Raw genomic sequence first — 15,383 nt, 5'->3', positions numbered from 1 at the left:
ATCGAAAATTCCGGTGAAATTCAGGTACGCGACCGTTCCTTCGCCCTGCGGCATCTGACAATTTCGCACCCTTGACGGGGCCTGCGCAAACTGACCTCCGCGAAAATGACGGAAAGCCGACGCAATTGCGGGCGTTATGTCCAGCCTAGACTCGCGGCCACCGCGAAAGCGCCTCATCGCCGTCGGGCGGCTCGCCCACGTTCTCTACCAGGCGCGATAGCCTGCGGCGCCCGCTGATCCGCAGCGCCGGCCGGCCACCGCGGGTGCCGATCAGGGTGGGCGCGATCCCGACGCGCATCAATGCCGACGCCAGCGGCGAGTGCGTGTCCGGCGCGTGCGGGTCCAATGCCAGCAGGTAATGCTCGCCCTCGCGGTTTCCGGCCGCCAACGTCCACGCCCGCAGCTCGCGCGGCCCGGGCAGCCAGCGCGGCGGCACGGTTTTGACCGCACCGCGCGTCCACTCGGTGGCCAGCGTGCTCAACGACGGGTCCACAGCCGTGCGCACCAGCGGGGTGTCCTCGTCGGTCCGGCTGATCTCGGCCACCAGACCGGCCTCGCGGATCATCTCGGCCAGCGCCGTGGCCCGCCAGGACTGGTCCACGACCACGGACAGGCGGGCGCCCGCGACGGGGCTTTCACCGGTGGCACCCACGGTAACGATCTGCCCGGACGCCGCCAGCACCCCGGAAAGATCGGCGACCGCGGGCGGCACCGACTCCGCTGTGAAGAAGGACAGCTGGCTCACGCCACCGACAGTAGGCCAGGGCACCCATCCGCGTCTTGAGGTAATCGGCGCGGCGTCCCGGACCAACGGGGATGCGCAGCTGGTCGCGGCGACAAAATAGGAAACCCCCCGGCCGGACCCGCTGGGCGGGTCTGCACGGGGGGCATCCGTTTCAGGTCTGCTCGGTCTAGACGGAGCGGACTCCGGTGGCCTGGGGGCCCTTAGGGCTGTGGCCGATCTCGAACTCGACCTTCTGGTTCTCTTCGAGGGTGCGGAAGCCCGAACCCTGGATCTCCGTGTAGTGGACAAACACATCGGCGGAACCGTCTTCGGGGGCGATGAACCCGAAGCCCTTCTCCGCGTTGAACCACTTCACAGTTCCCTGTGGCATCTCTCGATCTTTCCTTTTCTTCTGGGTGCGGAGCATCGCCTTTCGATGCCCCGGGCCTGGTACGACCGCCATACCTCGCTGAGTCGCCGGAACTTCACCCGACCGATTAACCTCGCAGGAACCGCGGCCGCAACGTCGATCCTGCGAAAGTTTTACACGAACACAGAAGCTGCGACCGCAAATAGTCAACCATGTTCATCGCGTCGGCGACAGACTTGTGTCTGCCGCTCGATTCGAACGCCGATTCCAGGGCCGATTCAAAGGCCGATTTCACAACGGATCCACCGAGGGGGTGAGATGGCGAGTTTCGGCCGCGACCTGCTTGCCGCCGCGCTCGCCGGAACAGCCTCGGACGAGCACCCGTTGCGCCATGTCGCCGAACTGCCACCGCGCAGCGGCCGGCCGCGCGATTGGCCGGCCTGGGCCGAGCCCGATGTGGTCGGCGCGTTCGCCGAACGCGGGATCAAATCACCGTGGTCGCATCAGTTCGCGGCCGCCGACCTGGCGTACGCCGGCCGTCACGTCGTGCTCAGCACTGGTACCGCGTCGGGCAAGTCACTGGCCTACCAGCTTCCGGTCCTCAACGCGTTGGCCACCGATCCGCGCGCGCGGGTGCTCTACCTGTCGCCGACAAAAGCGTTGGGCCACGACCAATTGCGGGCCGCTCACGCGCTCACCGCGGCGATTCCGCGCCTGCACGACGTCGCGCCGACCGCCTACGACGGCGACAGTCCCACCGAAGTCCGACGCTTCGCGCGGGAACGTTCGCGGTGGTTGTTCTCCAACCCCGACATGATCCATTTGTCGATCTTGCGCAATCACGCCCGCTGGGGCGTCCTCTTGCGTGGCCTGCGTTTCGTGATTGTCGACGAATGTCATTACTACCGTGGAGTTTTCGGCTCGAACGTGGCGATGGTGCTGCGCCGCCTGCTACGACTGTGCGCCCGCTATTCGTCCTCGCCAACGGTGATCTTCGCCAGCGCGACAACGGATTCGCCGGGCGCGACCGCCGCCGAACTCATCGGGCTGCCGGTCGAGGAGGTCACCGAGGACGGTTCACCGCAGGGCGCCCGGACGGTGGCGCTGTGGGAGCCCGCGCTGCGGGCGGACCTGACCGGCGAGAACGGCGCACCGGTGCGCCGTTCCGCCGGCGCCGAGGCGGCGCGCGTGATGGCCGACCTGATCGCCGAGGGCGCTCAGACGCTGACGTTCGTGCGGTCCCGCCGCGCCGCCGAATTGACCGCGCTGGGCGCCCAAGCCAGGTTGGACGACATCGCGCCGGAGCTGTCCCGACAGGTCGCGTCGTATCGGGCCGGTTACCTCGCGGAGGATCGCACCGCGCTGGAACGTGCGCTGGCCGAGGGCCGGCTGCGGGGCCTGGCCACCACGAACGCGCTGGAATTGGGCGTGGACATCGCCGGTCTGGACGCGGTGGTGCTGGCCGGTTTCCCGGGCACGGTCGCCTCGTTCTGGCAGCAGGCCGGCCGGTCCGGGCGGCGCGGCCAGGGCGCGCTGGTGGTGCTGGTGGCCCGCGACGACCCGCTGGATACCTATCTGGTGCACAACCCCGCCGCGCTGCTGGACAAGCCGGTCGAGCGGGTGGTGATCGACCCGGGCAACCCCTACATCCTGGGCCCGCAGCTGCTGTGCGCCGCAACCGAACTGCCGCTGGACGAAGCGGAGGTGCGCGCCCTCGACGCCACCGAGGTGGCCGACGGCCTAGTCGACGACGGGCTGCTGCGGCGGCGCGGCGGCAAGTACTTTCCGGTGCCTGGCCTGGAACCCCATGCGGCGGTGGATATCCGGGGCTCGGCGGGTGGCCAGATCGTCATCGTGGAGGCCGACACCGGAAGGCTGCTGGGCAGCGCCGGCGTCGGTCAGGCGCCGGCCACCGTCCACCCCGGCGCGGTGTATCTCCATCAAGGCGACAGCTACGTGGTGGACTCCCTGGACACCGAGGAAGGCATCGCGTTCGTGCACGCCGAGGACCCCGGTTACGCGACGTTCGCGCGCGAGATCACCGATATCGCCGTCACCGGAGCAGGCGAGCGCCTGACGTTCGGGCCGGTCACGCTGGGTGTGGTGCCGGTCAGGGTCACCCATCAGGTGGTGGGATATCTGCGCCGCCGGCTCTCCGGGGAGGTGATCGACTTCATCGAATTGGACATGCCGGAACACACCCTGGCCACCACGGCGGTGATGTACACCATCACCGAAGATGCGTTGCAGCGCAAGGGCATTGAGGCGACACGAATCCCCGGGGCGTTGCACGCCGCCGAACACGCGGCGATCGGGCTGCTGCCGCTGGTGGCCAGCTGCGACCGCGGCGACATCGGTGGGCTGTCCACCGCCGTCGGACCCGATCCCCTCGGCCTGCCCAGCGTCTTCGTCTACGACGGTTACCCGGGCGGCGCGGGATTCGCCGAACGGGGCTTTCGCCAAGCCCGCACCTGGCTGGGGGCGACGGCAGCCGCCATCGAAGCATGCGAGTGCCCCCGGGGATGCCCGTCATGCGTGCAGTCCCCCAAGTGCGGCAACGGCAACGACCCGCTCGACAAGGCAGGCGCGGTGCTGGTGCTGAAGCTGGTCCTCGCGGAGTTGGCGCGGGGGCCCCGGGAGAACACCTTCCGCGGATGACGACCGACCGCTCGACGGTCGACCCACTCGATTTGCCTCGTGATGCCCACGGCCGCACTCCCCTAGACCCGTCGCCCCACCGTAAAATCGGCCGCATGGCCCACGACTGGTTGCTCGTGGAGACACTCGGGGGTGATCCCACCGTGGTGGCGCAGGGTCGCCAGCTCAAAAATCTCGTCCCCATCACCACGTTCCTGCGCCGCAGTCCCTTTCTGGCCGCGGTTCGCACGGCGATCGCCGAGTCGGTGCAGACCGGCCAGGCCCTAACCAGCATCACGCCCAAGCGTGACCGCATCATTCGCACCGAACCGGTGGTGATGTCCGACGGCTTCATCCACGGCGTGCATGTCTGGACCGGTCCCGCCGACGTCGAGCCGCCCGAGCGGCCGCTTCCGGGGCCGCTGAAGTGGGACCTGACTCTCGGCGTGGCCACCGATACCCGCGAATCGTTGATCAACAGCGGGAAGAATCCCGAAGTCGAGGTCACCTTCGGCAGGGCCTTCGCCGAAGACCTCCCATCCCGCGAACTCAACCCGAACGAAACCAAAGTGCTGGCGATGGCGGTCAAGGCGAAGCCCGACCAAACACTGTGCAGCACCTGGGATCTCACCGACTGGCGGGGAGAGGCGATCCGGATAGGTTTTGTCGCACGCACGATTCTGGAACCGGGACCCGACGGCCGGGAGCACTTGGTGGCGCGGGCGATGAACTGGCAGTCCGAATTCAGGGGCCCGGACGTGTCGACCGATGATCTGGCGCAACGGATCCTCAGCGGTCTGGCCCAGGCCGGGGTGCACCGGGCGCTGATCGACCTCAACACCTGGTCGCTGCTGAAATGGCTCGACGAGCCCTGCACCTTCTACGACTGGCGCAGCAGTGAGACGGGCAAGCCCCGGGTTCACCCCGATGACCACGACCTGATGTCCACCATGACAAGGGAATTCAGTGGGGGTGCCACCAGCCGGGTATTGCGGCTGCCCGGGCACGGCGGGGATTGGGTGCCGGTGCACGCCACCGTCAACCGGGTGGAACTCGAACCGGATACGTACGCCGGACTGGTCTCGCTGCGCCTGCCCACCGACGAGGAACTGGCCACCGCGGGATTGTCACCGAGCCCCGACGCCGCGCCTTAGCCGACTTCTGCGGTCGCGGGCCCCGCCCGCGCGGCGGCCCGCGCCGCGCCGCCGAACGCGACGGCCACCCGCGCGGTGACGATGACATCGAGACCGTCCACCGCACAGCCGATGTCGTCGACCCGCATCCGGCGTGCCACGCCCGCGGCACTGGCGCAGGCCGCATCCGCTCCGGAAGTCACCCGCGCCGCGCCCGCCAAGGCGGCCAGATCGGCGACCGCCTGCGCGCGATGCCGCGCCACCACCGCCGAGCCCAGGTACGCGCCGGCACCGGTCGCCGCCAGCAGCGCGATGATCATCCAGGCCGCGACTACGGTGGCCGAGCCCCGCTCACCGCGACGGCTCGGCCGCCGAGACCGCTTTGGCCGCAATCTCGATGGTGGGCAACAGCTTCGAATGCGCGACGACGGTGGCCACCAGGAAGTCGCCGTCGCGGCGCAGGTCGACTCTCGCACCACCGGGCGCCAGCCGGCGCGCGGCGGCCACCGCGAGGCGTTCGTCGCCGCGGGCCGCCAGCCGGGCGGCTTCGCGGGCGGCGTCGACACAGCGCACCTGCATCGACACCGCGCTGACACCGGCCAGGCAGAGCACCAACACCACCACGAGCGCGGCGATGCCCAGCGCCGCCTCCACCGTGGAGGCACCGGCATCGCCGGCTACACCTTGGTGTTGAGCGCACGACCGATGATGTTGGTCAGCGCCGAGACGATCGAATCGCCGGTGACGACGGTGTAGAGCACCGCGCCGAAGGCGGCCGCCGCGATGGTGCCGATGGCGTACTCGACCGTCGACATGCCCGACTCGTCGGCAATCAGCACGGCCACGCGTGCCGCGAATTCGCGAAACATGTTGACCATCAATCGTTTCCTTTCGTTTCACAGCAGGCCCGACTGCAAGACATTGCCGGCCAGACCGGCCACCACCGGGACGATGCCCAAACAGACGAACGCCGGGAGGAAGCACAGGCCCAACGGTCCGGCGATCAGCACGCCGGCCCGCTCGGCCGCGGCGGTCGCCGCGTGCGCGGCGTCGTGGCGGGACTCCTCGGCCAGCTCGGTGACGCCGCCGGCCAGCGCCATGCCCGAGGACGCCGACCGCCTCGCCAGCCGCAGCAGCGCATCGATCTTCGGATCGGCCGCGTTCTGCGGACGGGGCGGAATAGACCATGCGACAGCGGGATCGGCACCGAGCGCGAGCAGGTCGGCGGCGCGGCGCAACACCCCGGCCAGCTTCGGCGGCGCCGCTGGGGCCGCCGCCGCGGCGGCCGTCGACCCGGCCATCCCCGCCGCCAGGCAGACGGCCAACACGTCCAGGCAGGAGGCGACCGCCAGCGGATCCGGCCCGCGCGACGGTGGCTGGCCCCGCCCCCGCCGACCGCCACGCATCGGCGTCCCCGCGCGGCTGCGCACCAGCGAGGGACCGGGACCGACCCACAGCGCCGCGGCCAGCAGCACCGCCGCGAGGTTCATGCGCCCCTCCTCCTCATCACTTCGCTCTGCATCGTCGGCGGCGAGGTTCATGCGGCCCTCCTCACGACGCCACCCCATCGGCGATGCGATCCGCCCACAGCAGCCCGACGCAGGCCAGCGTCGACCCGACGAGCAACAGCCATCCGCCCGCGTGCCCACCGAGCAAGAAGCCCAGTGGCCTGGCCCCGATCAGCTGGCCCAGCAGCACGCCGAGCACCGGCAGCGCGCCCAGTATCGTCGCGGTTGCCCGCGCGCCGGCCATGCTCGACGAGACGCGAGCCGAGAACCGTTGCCGCTCAGCGATGTCGCGCTGCGCGGCGCGCATCAGGGTGGCTATTCCCAGCCCGTTGTCGCTGGCCAGCCGCCAGCACAGCGCAAGGCGCTCCCAGTGCCCGGGCAGCGCCGAGCCGCGGGCCGCGGCGGCCAGGCCGGCCGCGACGTCGGCCCCCAGCCGGGCCCGCGCCGCCACCGAACGCAGCGACGCCGCAACCGCGCCGGAGGTGTCGTCGGCGGCGACGCCGAAGGCGCGCACCGGATGCGAACCGGCCCGCAATTCACCGACCAGCACGTCGAGCGCGGATTGCAGCGCGTCGCCCTCAGCCGTGGCGCGCCGGATGCTCCGCCGCCGCCGGTATCGCAGTCCCGCGGTCGTGCCCACGACCGCGAGGCACAGGACGGTGGTCAGCGGCAGCACGACAAGGGCGAAGCAGCCGACACCCGCGGCGACGCAGCCCGCCCCACGAAGCCCGACCGTTGGGAGCCGGCGGCGCCGTAAGGCCGACAGGCGCAGTCGCGGCGAGGGCCGAACGACGAGGAGCGCGAGCGCCAACAGCAGCGCGCCGGCCAGCGGGCCGTTCATGCCGGCATCCGGCTGCGCACCAGGCGCTGCAGCTGCGGGGCGGCATCCGTCATACCTCGATCCGCATGCCACACCGTGACCGCGCGTACCAGACCGTGATCGTTTTGCAGCGCCGCGATTTCGCCGAGCCGCCGCCGGCCGGCGCGGTCGCGCTCGACGTGCAGCAGCACCTGCACGGCGGCGGCGAGTTGGCTGTGCAGCGCGGCCCGGTCGAGGCCGCCGAGCGCACCCAACGCCTCGAGGCGGGCGGGCACCTCCCCGGGGTTGTTGGCGTGCACGGTGCCAGCGCCGCCGTCGTGGCCGGTGTTCAGCGCGGCCAGCAGGTCCACGACTTCGGCGCCCCTGACTTCGCCGACCACGATGCGGTCGGGCCGCATGCGCAGCGCCTGCCGGACCAGTTCGCGTACCGGAACCTCGCCGACGCCTTCGACGTTGGCGCACCGCGCGACCAGCTTCACCAGGTGCGGGTGCGGCGGCGCCAGTTCCGCGGCATCCTCGACGCAGACGATCCGTTCGCCCGGCGGCACGGCGCCTAGCATCGCGGCGAGCAGTGTCGTTTTCCCGGCGCCGGTGCCACCGCTGACCAGGAACGCCAACCGGGCGCCGATGATGTCGGTGACCAGCGCGGCGGCCGCGGGCTCGATCGCGCCGGCGGCGGTCAGCGCCGCCAAATCCTGGCTGGCGGGCCGCAGGACGCGCAGCGACAGGCAGGTGCCGGCGGGCGCCACCGGCGGCAGCACCGCGTGTAGCCGCACCGCGAACCCGCCGGCGCCGATGCCGGTCAGTTCGCCGTCGACCCAGGGCTGCGCGTCGTCCAGGCGCCGGCCGGCGGCCAGCGCCAGCCGCTGCGCCAACCGCCGCACCGCCGCCTCGTCGGGGAAGCGGATGTCGGTCCGCCGCAGGCCGGTGCCGTTGTCGACCCACACCGCATCCGGTGCGGTGACCAACACGTCGGTCGTCCCGTCCGCGCCGAGCAGCGGATCAAGGATGCCTGCACCGGTGAGCTCCGTCTGCAGCACCCGCAGGTTGGCCAGCACCTCGGTATCGCCGAGCATCCCGCCGGACTCGGCCCTGATCGCGGCGGCCACCACGGCCGGTCCCAGCGGGCCGGCCTCGCCGGCCAACCGCTCGCGGACCCGTTCGATCAGCGAACCGCTCACGCCGCGTTGCCGTTCCGCCGCGACCCGGCGGGCGCGAGCACGCCGAGCACTTGTCGGGCCGCCACCGCGAGCGCCGAGCGCCCGCTTATCCGCAGGCCGCCGCGGTCGATCTGCTCGGCGAGCTGCGGCTGTGCTTTGATCGAGGCCAGCGGCGGCAGGCCGGCGATCTCGGCGATCTCGGCCGGCCGCAGTCCAGCGGGCGACGGCCCGCGCACCACCAGGCCGACGTTGGGATTGATGGACGCCAGGACCGGCGCCAGTGCCCCGGTCGCCGCGCAGGCCCGCACGTCACAGCGGCTGACGACGACGACCAGATCGGCCGCGCTCAGCGCGGCCTGCGCCGCGTCGGTGAGACGACGGGGAAGGTCGCAGATGACGCTGACCGCGCCGCGCCGGCCGGCGTCGATGACGGCGTGCACCGGCCCGGCGTCCAGCTCGTAACCGCGCCGGGTGCCGGACAGCACGCTGATTCCGCGGTGTCGTGGCAGGGCGTCGCGGACGGCCGACCAATTCAGCCGTCCGCCCTGCAACGCCAGATCCGGCCAGCGCAGCCCCGGCGCGCTTTCACCGCCCAGCAACAAGTCGAGGCCGCCACCCCAGGGGTCGAGGTCCACCAACAACGCATCCGTGGCGGCCTGGGCCAGGGCGACCGCGAGCAGGGACGCACCCGCCCCGCCGCAGCCCCCGATGACGGCGACCGCGTGGCCGCGCGCCCCGTCGTCGCGCGACGATTCGGCGGCCTCGGCGAGTGCGCGGACCAAATCCGCTTCCTGCGCCGGCAGCCGCAACACATGCGCGGCGCCGACCCCGACGGCGGCCGCCCACGTCGTCGCCTCCGGTTCGGCGACCGTCAGGACGGTCACGTGATCGCGTCGCGGCAGCGCCGATCGCCCGCAGCGCGCCGCCGCCCGCGCGTCCAGCACGACGGCCGCGGCCGCCGCCCAACTCTTGCGGCTGACCGGAGAACCGCCACCGGCATGCACCACTCGGACACCGGCGGCGGCCGCCACCCGGTCCAACTCGGCGCGCATGTCGGGCTCCGCCAGCATCGCCAACACACCCGCGGAACCCGTCGCGTCAACTCCGGAGCTGCTAGCCACCCGACCACTGTGCGCGGCCGCGGCCTTGGCACGACAGTCCCAAACGCGGATTTGTGGATAGAGACGCGAGTGTGCACAAACGCGTCGCGGGGCACGCCGCCAGCGACGACGGACACACTTTCCCGCAACGCACCCAGAGCGGAGCCCGGCGCCGTGCAGCGAGAAAAACTGACCGTAGAAAAGGGACGACCCCCGCCAGGGGGGGAGGAGGCGAGGGTCGTCGTGCATCAGCCCCGGGGGGTCGGGCTGATGCACCCTCGGCTCAGGCCGAGTAATGCTTACTATACACATGACAAGCCGGAGTAACGCAAGAGATCATTTTCTGAAAAAACAGCTTGAGCCGCGTAAACACTGCTCCGTCCGCCACCCGAACCCCCTGAGCGGCCATTTCCGGTGCGGGATCGCGGCGTCGCGGGACCCTCGACCTATGCTGGGTCGGTGACCGTCTTCGACCCGACCGCGGAGCAGTCAGCCCCGGAGCAATCAGCGGCGAGCACCGCTCCCCACGCCCGAACGGCAGCCTTCTTCGACCTGGACAAGACGATCATCGCCAAGTCCAGCACCCTGGCGTTCAGCAAACCGTTTTTCAACCAGGGCCTGCTCAACCGCCGCGCCGTGCTCAAGTCGAGCTACGCGCAGTTCATCTATCTGCTGTCCGGTGCTGATCATGACCAGATGGATCGGATGCGCGCCCACATGACCAATATGTGCACCGGCTGGGACGTCGAACAGGTCAAGTCGATCGTCAACGAGACGCTGCACGACATCGTCACTCCGCTGGTGTTCGCCGAAGCCGCCGACCTGATCGCGGCACACAAGCTGTGCGGGCGTGACGTCGTAGTGGTGTCGGCCTCCGGCGAGGAGATCGTCGCCCCCATCGCCCGGGCCCTCGGCGCCACCCACGCGATGGCGACCCGGATGGTCGTCGACGGCGGTCGGTACACCGGCGAGATCGCGTTCTATTGCTATGGCGAGGGCAAGGTGCAGGCGATCCGCGAGCTGGCCGCGCGCGAGGGCTACCCGCTGGAACACTGCTACGCCTACTCCGACTCGATCACCGATCTGCCGATGCTCGAGTCGGTCGGCCACCCCAGCGTGGTCAATCCCGACCGCGGATTGCGCAGGGAGGCCGTCGAACGCGGTTGGCCCGTGATGTCGTTCTCCCGTCCGGTGTCTCTGCGTGACCGCATCCCGGCGCCCTCCGGCGCCGCGATCGCCACGACGGCCGCGGTGGGCATCAGCGCCCTGGCCGCCGGCGCGGTCACCTATTCGTTGTTGCGCCGCTACGCGTTCTGAGCCCGGCGGCGCGCGACAGCAAACCCGTTAAACGCGCAATCCAAAACGGATTCGTTGCTATTCGCAATTGGGCCTTGCTGAGCTAGGGGTCTAGTAGTACAAAGGAAACCACGGAAGCCCGGTGAGGCCTAGGTCGATCCGGAAGAGAAGGTTCGGTCTCCCGACCCGGGCGCCCAGCACGGTGCTCGGCACCCACGCGGAGTCATAGCCGCGAAGATGGCAGAAGTGTTGCGGGCCTGCGAAATTGCGAAAATGCCGAAGGTATCGACGACCCTTTGGGTGGGGTTGCAACCGTAAGCGTCGTGAGATCGCCGAGGCCAACCCACGCAGCCCCGAGATGCACGCTTGGTAACCGAGCCCCGTGCTAGCGGGCGGCGGACCGAATATTCGGAACGTCGCCCGCTCTACCTTTTTGCGGTGAAGTTTCCCCGCCTTCGATGACCGCTTCAGCTATCGGTTCGACATCGAGTCGGCAATCGACACGGCCTCTTGCGCACCGGCTTTCATCGCCCGGCAACACAGCACCAGCCAGGCCCCCACGCCCTGCGGTGTGCCGTCGGCGAATCCCTGCGCGGCATCGCGATACGCGGCGGGCTGGCGCATCCAGCTGACCTCGGGCACACCCAAGCCGTGCGGGTCCAGCCCGCTGGCGATGGTCACCAATCTGGACACCGCGCGAGCCACCACACCGTCGGAGCTGCCGAACGGTTTCAGCGTCAGCAGTTCGCCGTGGGCGACGGCGGCGAGCACCGGCGCCGGCACCCGGGTGCGTCCGTTCACCAAGTCCGCCAACAACTCCAGTCGCGGGCCGACGCCGGCATCGGCACGCGGGCGGCCCAACCGCTCGTCGTCGACCTGCTCCGCCGCGGCCAGCACGTGCAGGCGGGCGAGTGCCTGCAGCGGCGCCCGTCGCCAGATGGCCACGACGGGGCCTTCGCCGCCCTCCAGCGCCTGGGCCACCCTGAGCGCCCCGGCGAACACCGGGTCGCTGATCTGCCCGGCGTCGGCCAGATCCTCCAGCCGGACGGGGCCACCGTCCAGCACCGACGACGCGCGCGCCGCCCGCAGCCCCGCCTCGGCGGCGGTCACGGGCCAGCCCCGCAGGTTGGCGCGGTGGCGGTGGGCACGACCCAGCGCCTCGCGGGCGCGGTCACTGGCCTCGGCGACGCCGGGCAGCTCCATCAGGGGGGCCAGCGGATCAGCTGTCACAACCTCACAACCTATCCCCGTCGGATTTCGGCGCATGCGGGATGGCGTCCAGCAACTGCCGGGTGTAGTCGTGCTTGGGGTCGGTGAACAGCTCGTCGGTGCGCGCGTGCTCCACGACGCGGCCCGCCCGCATCACCAGGACGTCGTCGGCGATCTGCCGGATCACCGCCAGGTCGTGGCTGATGAACAGGTAGGCCAGGCCCAGTTCGGCCTGCAGCTCAGCCAGCAAATCGAGGATCTGCGCCTGCACCAGCACGTCGAGCGCCGACACCGCCTCGTCGCAGACCAGCACCTCGGGCCGCAGCGCCAAGGCCCGCGCGATCGCGACCCGCTGACGTTGGCCGCCCGAGAGCTCGCGCGGCAACCTGCTCAGCACCGACGACGGCAGCGCCACCTGGTCGACGAGCTCGCGCACCGTTTTCTCGCGGTGCCTGCGGTCGCCCACGCGGTGGATGCGCAGCGGTTCCTCGATGGCGCGAAACACCGAGTACATGGGGTCCAGGCTGCTGTACGGGTTCTGGAAGACCGGTTGCACGCGCCGTCGAAAGGCCATCATCGTGTTCCGGTCCGCCGCGTCGGAGATCCGCGTGCCGTCGAAAACGACTGTGCCGGACGTGGGTTGGAGCAGGCCGAGCGCCATGCGGGCCACCGTCGACTTTCCCGAGCCGGATTCCCCGACGATGGCCAGGGTGCGCGCCCGCTGCAGCCGGAACGACACCGCGTCGACCGCGCGAAACTCGCCGCGCCGCCACGGTGCACCGTGTGAGTCCCGGTAGACCTTGGTGAGCTCGCAGGCGACGAGGATGTCGTCGGTTGGGGTGGGCGTCGGCCGGCTCGCGCGCGTCAGCGACGGAGCCGCGGCCACCAACCGCTGGGTGTACTCGTGTTGGGGTTCCCGCAGAATGGCCTGTGCGGCACCGGTTTCCACGACGACGCCGCGGTGGACGACGACGACGCGTTCCGCCCGTTCGGCGGCCAGCGCCAGATCATGCGTGATCAGCAGCAGCGCGGTGTCCAGCTCGTCGGTGAGTCGCTGCAGATGGTCGAGGACCTGCCGCTGCACCGTAACGTCGAGCGCGGACGTCGGCTCGTCGGCGATCAGCAGCTGTGGACGCCCCGCCAACCCGATCGCGATCAGCGCGCGCTGGCACATGCCGCCCGATAATTGGTGCGGGTACTTGCCCGCCTGCTTCGCCGGATCCGGCATGCCGGCCTGGGCGAGCAGTTCCACCGCCCGCCGCCGCGCCTGACGGCCATCGGTGTTCGCCCGCAACGCTTCTCGTATCTGAAAGCCGACCTTCCACACGGGGTTGAGGTTGGCCATCGGGTCTTGAGGCACGTACCCGATGCGACGCCCCCTGATCGAGCGCAGCAGCCGACGATCCGCCGACGTGATGTCGATCCCGTCAAACATAATGCGGCCAGCCGTGATTCGCCCTCCCGGGGGCAGCAGCCCGAGGATCGCTGCGGCCGTGGTGGACTTCCCGGATCCCGACTCGCCGACCACGGCGACGGTCTGGCCGCGTTCAACGCGCAGATCCACTCCGGCCACCGCGGTGGCGTGGTCGCCGAACCGGACTTCCAGGCCCTCGACCGCCAACAGCGGCGCTGCCCCGGTATTCATGCGCGCCTGACCCGCGAGGCCGGATCCAGGGCGTCGCGCAGCGCGTCGCCCATCATCATGAACGCGAGCACCGTCATCGCCAGCGCGCCGGCGGGATAGAACAGGATCGGCGATCCGGCCCGCAGCCGCGTCTGGGCGAGGTTGATGTCGCCGCCCCAGGACACCACCGAACTCGGCAGGCCGACGCCGAGGTAGGACAGCGTGGCCTCGGTGACGATGAACGCACCGAGTGCGATCGTGGACATCGCGATCACCGGCCCCACCGCGTTGGGTAGGGCGTGCCGGAGCAGCGTTTGAAACCTGCTCATCCCCAGCGCTTTAGCAGCGAGCACATAGTCGCTGCCGCGCACCTCCAGCACCGCGCCGCGAGCGATCCTGGCTATCTGCGGCCAGCCGAACAGGGCGAGGATGGCGATCACCGTCCACACCGTGCGATGGTGCAGAACCTGCATGAGCACGATCGCGGCCAGCAGAAGCGGCAGCCCGAAGAAGATGTCGGTGACGCGGGAGATGACGGCGTCGAGCCATCCCCCGTAGAAGCCGGCGAATGCGCCCAACACCCCGCCGACGACGAACACCAGCAGCGTGGCGCCCAACCCGACCGTCACCGACGCCCGGGCCCCGTAGATGGTGCGCGCGTAGATGTCGTGCCCCTGTAGATCCGTGCCGAACCAGTGCGCCGCCGACGGGCTGCGCAGGCTTTGGGCCGGATCGGCATAGCCCGGGTCGGCGTTGGTGAACCACGCGGGAAACAGTGCGACGAGAAGAATGAGGAGGATCAGCGTGGCGGCGATGACGAACTTCGGGCGGCGGTGCAGCTTTCGCCAGGTTTCACCCCAGAAGCCGGAGTGCTCAGCCATAGCGGATCCTCGGGTCCAGCGCGGCGTAGAGCAGGTCCACCATCAGGTTGGTGATCAGGTAGATCAGCACCAGCACCGTCACGATGGAGACCACCGTGGGCGCCTCTTGCCGGGTGACGGCCTGATAGAGCACGCCGCCCACGCCGTGGATGTTGAAAATGCCTTCGGTCACGATGGCCCCGCCCATCAGCGCCCCCAGGTCGGCGCCCAGGAACGTCACGACCGGGATCAGCGAGTTGCGCAGGATGTGCACGGTCACCACCCGGGGCCGCGACAGGCCCTTGGCGGTGGCGGTGCGGACATAGTCGGCGTGCGCATTGGCGGCCACCGCCGATCGGGTCAACCGGACGATGTATGCGAATGAGACTGAGCCCAAGACGATTCCGGGGAGCAGCAGGCGCGCGAAGCTCGCCCGTTCGCCGACGGTGACCGGCGCAATGCCCAGCTTGACCCCGAACAGGAATTGGGCCAGGAAGCCCAGCACGAAGATCGGGATTGCGATGATGATCAGTCCGGCGATCAGCACCGTGGCATCGAAGAGTCCCCCCTGGCGCAGCCCGGAGATCACGCCGAACCCGACGCCCAACACCGCCTCGACGACCAAGGCGATCAAGGCGAGCCGGAGCGTGACCGGAAACGCATGTGCGAGAACGGCACTGACCGGCAATCCGGAATAGGCGCGGCCCAGGTCGCCGTGCACAACGCCGCCCAGGTAGCGCAGGTACTGCACGATGAACGGATCGTCGAGGTGATAGCGAGCGCGCAGCGCGGTGGCCACGGCCGGCGTCAGCGGGCGATCGCCGGCGATCGCGGCCAGCGGGTCGCCGGGCAGCAGGAAGACCATGCCGTAGATCAGCAGGGTGGCGCCCAGGAAGACGGGCACCATGACGGCGATCCTGCGTGCGATGTACCAACCCATGT

At 70.2% G+C, this 15,383-nt stretch carries 16 protein-coding genes; 3 read left to right on the top strand and 13 right to left on the bottom strand.

The window, feature by feature from the left end; all coding sequences use genetic code 11:
• Positions 1-145: 145 nt before the first annotated feature.
• Positions 146-745, bottom strand: a complete 600-nt coding sequence (locus tag A5732_RS26300; RefSeq protein WP_065057028.1) for a hypothetical protein — start codon at positions 743-745, stop codon at positions 146-148.
• Positions 746-911: 166 nt separating this feature from the next.
• On the bottom strand, positions 912-1,115 hold the full coding sequence (gene cspA / locus A5732_RS26295) for a cold shock protein CspA (protein WP_007166602.1): 204 nt from the start codon (positions 1,113-1,115) through the stop codon (positions 912-914).
• A 297-nt stretch (positions 1,116-1,412) separates the two neighbouring features.
• Between cspA and A5732_RS26290 the strand changes: the two genes are divergently transcribed.
• Both A5732_RS26290 and A5732_RS26285 read left to right on the top strand, forming a co-directional pair.
• Complete coding sequence (locus A5732_RS26290) at positions 1,413-3,752, top strand: DEAD/DEAH box helicase (RefSeq protein WP_076050732.1); 2,340 nt, start codon at positions 1,413-1,415, stop codon at positions 3,750-3,752.
• A 95-nt stretch (positions 3,753-3,847) separates the two neighbouring features.
• Positions 3,848-4,885: a PAS domain-containing protein gene (locus A5732_RS26285; RefSeq protein WP_076103812.1), complete on the top strand. Its 1,038-nt coding sequence runs from the start codon at positions 3,848-3,850 to the stop codon at positions 4,883-4,885.
• On the opposite strand, the gene A5732_RS26280 is transcribed toward A5732_RS26285, so the two are convergent.
• From A5732_RS26280 to ssd, 7 genes are all read right to left on the bottom strand, one after another.
• Entirely contained in the window at positions 4,882-5,256 is a 375-nt protein-coding gene (locus A5732_RS26280; RefSeq protein ID WP_076050735.1) for an Rv3654c family TadE-like protein, read from the bottom strand. The genes A5732_RS26285 and A5732_RS26280 overlap by 4 nt on opposite strands.
• Positions 5,216-5,518 carry a TadE family type IV pilus minor pilin gene (locus A5732_RS26275; protein WP_170879895.1) on the bottom strand — a complete coding sequence of 101 codons (303 nt, stop codon included), beginning with the start codon at positions 5,516-5,518 and terminating at the stop codon, positions 5,216-5,218. Before A5732_RS26275 ends, A5732_RS26280 begins: the two co-directional genes overlap by 41 nt.
• 23 nt (positions 5,519-5,541) lie before the next feature.
• Complete coding sequence (locus A5732_RS26270) at positions 5,542-5,742, bottom strand: DUF4244 domain-containing protein (RefSeq protein ID WP_076050737.1); 201 nt, start codon at positions 5,740-5,742, stop codon at positions 5,542-5,544.
• 18 nt (positions 5,743-5,760) lie between these two features.
• Positions 5,761-6,354, bottom strand: coding sequence for a type II secretion system F family protein (locus A5732_RS26265; protein WP_076103849.1), 594 nt, complete (start codon positions 6,352-6,354; stop codon positions 5,761-5,763).
• Between the two features lie 61 nt (positions 6,355-6,415).
• On the bottom strand, positions 6,416-7,213 hold the full coding sequence (locus tag A5732_RS26260) for a type II secretion system F family protein (protein WP_076050739.1): 798 nt from the start codon (positions 7,211-7,213) through the stop codon (positions 6,416-6,418).
• The gene (locus A5732_RS26255; RefSeq protein ID WP_076050740.1) at positions 7,210-8,373 is read right to left on the bottom strand and encodes a TadA family conjugal transfer-associated ATPase; all 1,164 of its coding nucleotides are present in this window, start codon (positions 8,371-8,373) and stop codon (positions 7,210-7,212) included. The genes A5732_RS26260 and A5732_RS26255 overlap by 4 nt, the downstream gene beginning before the upstream one ends.
• The gene (ssd, locus tag A5732_RS26250; protein WP_076103852.1) at positions 8,370-9,422 is read right to left on the bottom strand and encodes a septum site-determining protein Ssd; all 1,053 of its coding nucleotides are present in this window, start codon (positions 9,420-9,422) and stop codon (positions 8,370-8,372) included. Before ssd ends, A5732_RS26255 begins: the two co-directional genes overlap by 4 nt.
• A gap of 489 nt (positions 9,423-9,911) precedes the next feature.
• Between ssd and A5732_RS26245 the strand changes: the two genes are divergently transcribed.
• Positions 9,912-10,769: an HAD-IB family hydrolase gene (locus A5732_RS26245; protein ID WP_064952585.1), complete on the top strand. Its 858-nt coding sequence runs from the start codon at positions 9,912-9,914 to the stop codon at positions 10,767-10,769.
• Between the two features lie 450 nt (positions 10,770-11,219).
• On the opposite strand, the gene A5732_RS26235 is transcribed toward A5732_RS26245, so the two are convergent.
• Genes A5732_RS26235 through A5732_RS26220 form a run of 4 tightly spaced genes read right to left on the bottom strand, consistent with a single transcriptional unit; the run spans position 11,220 to position 15,381 of the window.
• Complete coding sequence (locus A5732_RS26235) at positions 11,220-11,978, bottom strand: oxidoreductase (protein ID WP_076103810.1); 759 nt, start codon at positions 11,976-11,978, stop codon at positions 11,220-11,222.
• A 4-nt stretch (positions 11,979-11,982) separates the two neighbouring features.
• Positions 11,983-13,602, bottom strand: coding sequence for a dipeptide ABC transporter ATP-binding protein (locus A5732_RS26230; RefSeq protein ID WP_076103808.1), 1,620 nt, complete (start codon positions 13,600-13,602; stop codon positions 11,983-11,985).
• Positions 13,599-14,462 (bottom strand): ABC transporter permease, encoded by an 864-nt coding sequence (locus A5732_RS26225; RefSeq protein WP_076103805.1) that lies wholly within the window; start codon positions 14,460-14,462, stop codon positions 13,599-13,601. Before A5732_RS26225 ends, A5732_RS26230 begins: the two co-directional genes overlap by 4 nt.
• Positions 14,455-15,381 carry an ABC transporter permease gene (locus A5732_RS26220; RefSeq protein WP_076103802.1) on the bottom strand — a complete coding sequence of 309 codons (927 nt, stop codon included), beginning with the start codon at positions 15,379-15,381 and terminating at the stop codon, positions 14,455-14,457. Before A5732_RS26220 ends, A5732_RS26225 begins: the two co-directional genes overlap by 8 nt.
• Positions 15,382-15,383 lie beyond the last annotated feature (2 nt).

This window comes from Mycobacterium colombiense, assembly GCF_001953985.1.
GTDB lineage: Bacteria > Actinomycetota > Actinomycetes > Mycobacteriales > Mycobacteriaceae > Mycobacterium > Mycobacterium colombiense_B.
The sequence above is the reverse complement of the archived record's forward strand: the minus strand, read 5'-3'. Positions and strand labels throughout refer to the sequence as shown.

What these genes read in the sequence shown, in the direction of transcription:
- cspA (WP_007166602.1), bottom strand. Translation starts at nt 1,115, where the DNA reads ATGCCACAGGGAACTGTGAAGTGGTTCAACGCGGAGAAGGGCTTCGGG.
- A5732_RS26290 (WP_076050732.1), top strand. Translation starts at nt 1,413, where the DNA reads ATGGCGAGTTTCGGCCGCGACCTGCTTGCCGCCGCGCTCGCCGGAACA.
- A5732_RS26285 (WP_076103812.1), top strand. Translation starts at nt 3,848, where the DNA reads ATGGCCCACGACTGGTTGCTCGTGGAGACACTCGGGGGTGATCCCACC.
- A5732_RS26270 (WP_076050737.1), bottom strand. Translation starts at nt 5,742, where the DNA reads ATGGTCAACATGTTTCGCGAATTCGCGGCACGCGTGGCCGTGCTGATT.
- A5732_RS26265 (WP_076103849.1), bottom strand. Translation starts at nt 6,354, where the DNA reads ATGAACCTCGCGGCGGTGCTGCTGGCCGCGGCGCTGTGGGTCGGTCCC.
- A5732_RS26260 (WP_076050739.1), bottom strand. Translation starts at nt 7,213, where the DNA reads ATGAACGGCCCGCTGGCCGGCGCGCTGCTGTTGGCGCTCGCGCTCCTC.
- ssd (WP_076103852.1), bottom strand. Translation starts at nt 9,422, where the DNA reads ATGCTGGCGGAGCCCGACATGCGCGCCGAGTTGGACCGGGTGGCGGCC.
- A5732_RS26230 (WP_076103808.1), bottom strand. Translation starts at nt 13,602, where the DNA reads ATGAATACCGGGGCAGCGCCGCTGTTGGCGGTCGAGGGCCTGGAAGTC.
- A5732_RS26225 (WP_076103805.1), bottom strand. Translation starts at nt 14,462, where the DNA reads ATGGCTGAGCACTCCGGCTTCTGGGGTGAAACCTGGCGAAAGCTGCAC.
- A5732_RS26220 (WP_076103802.1), bottom strand. Translation starts at nt 15,381, where the DNA reads ATGGGTTGGTACATCGCACGCAGGATCGCCGTCATGGTGCCCGTCTTC.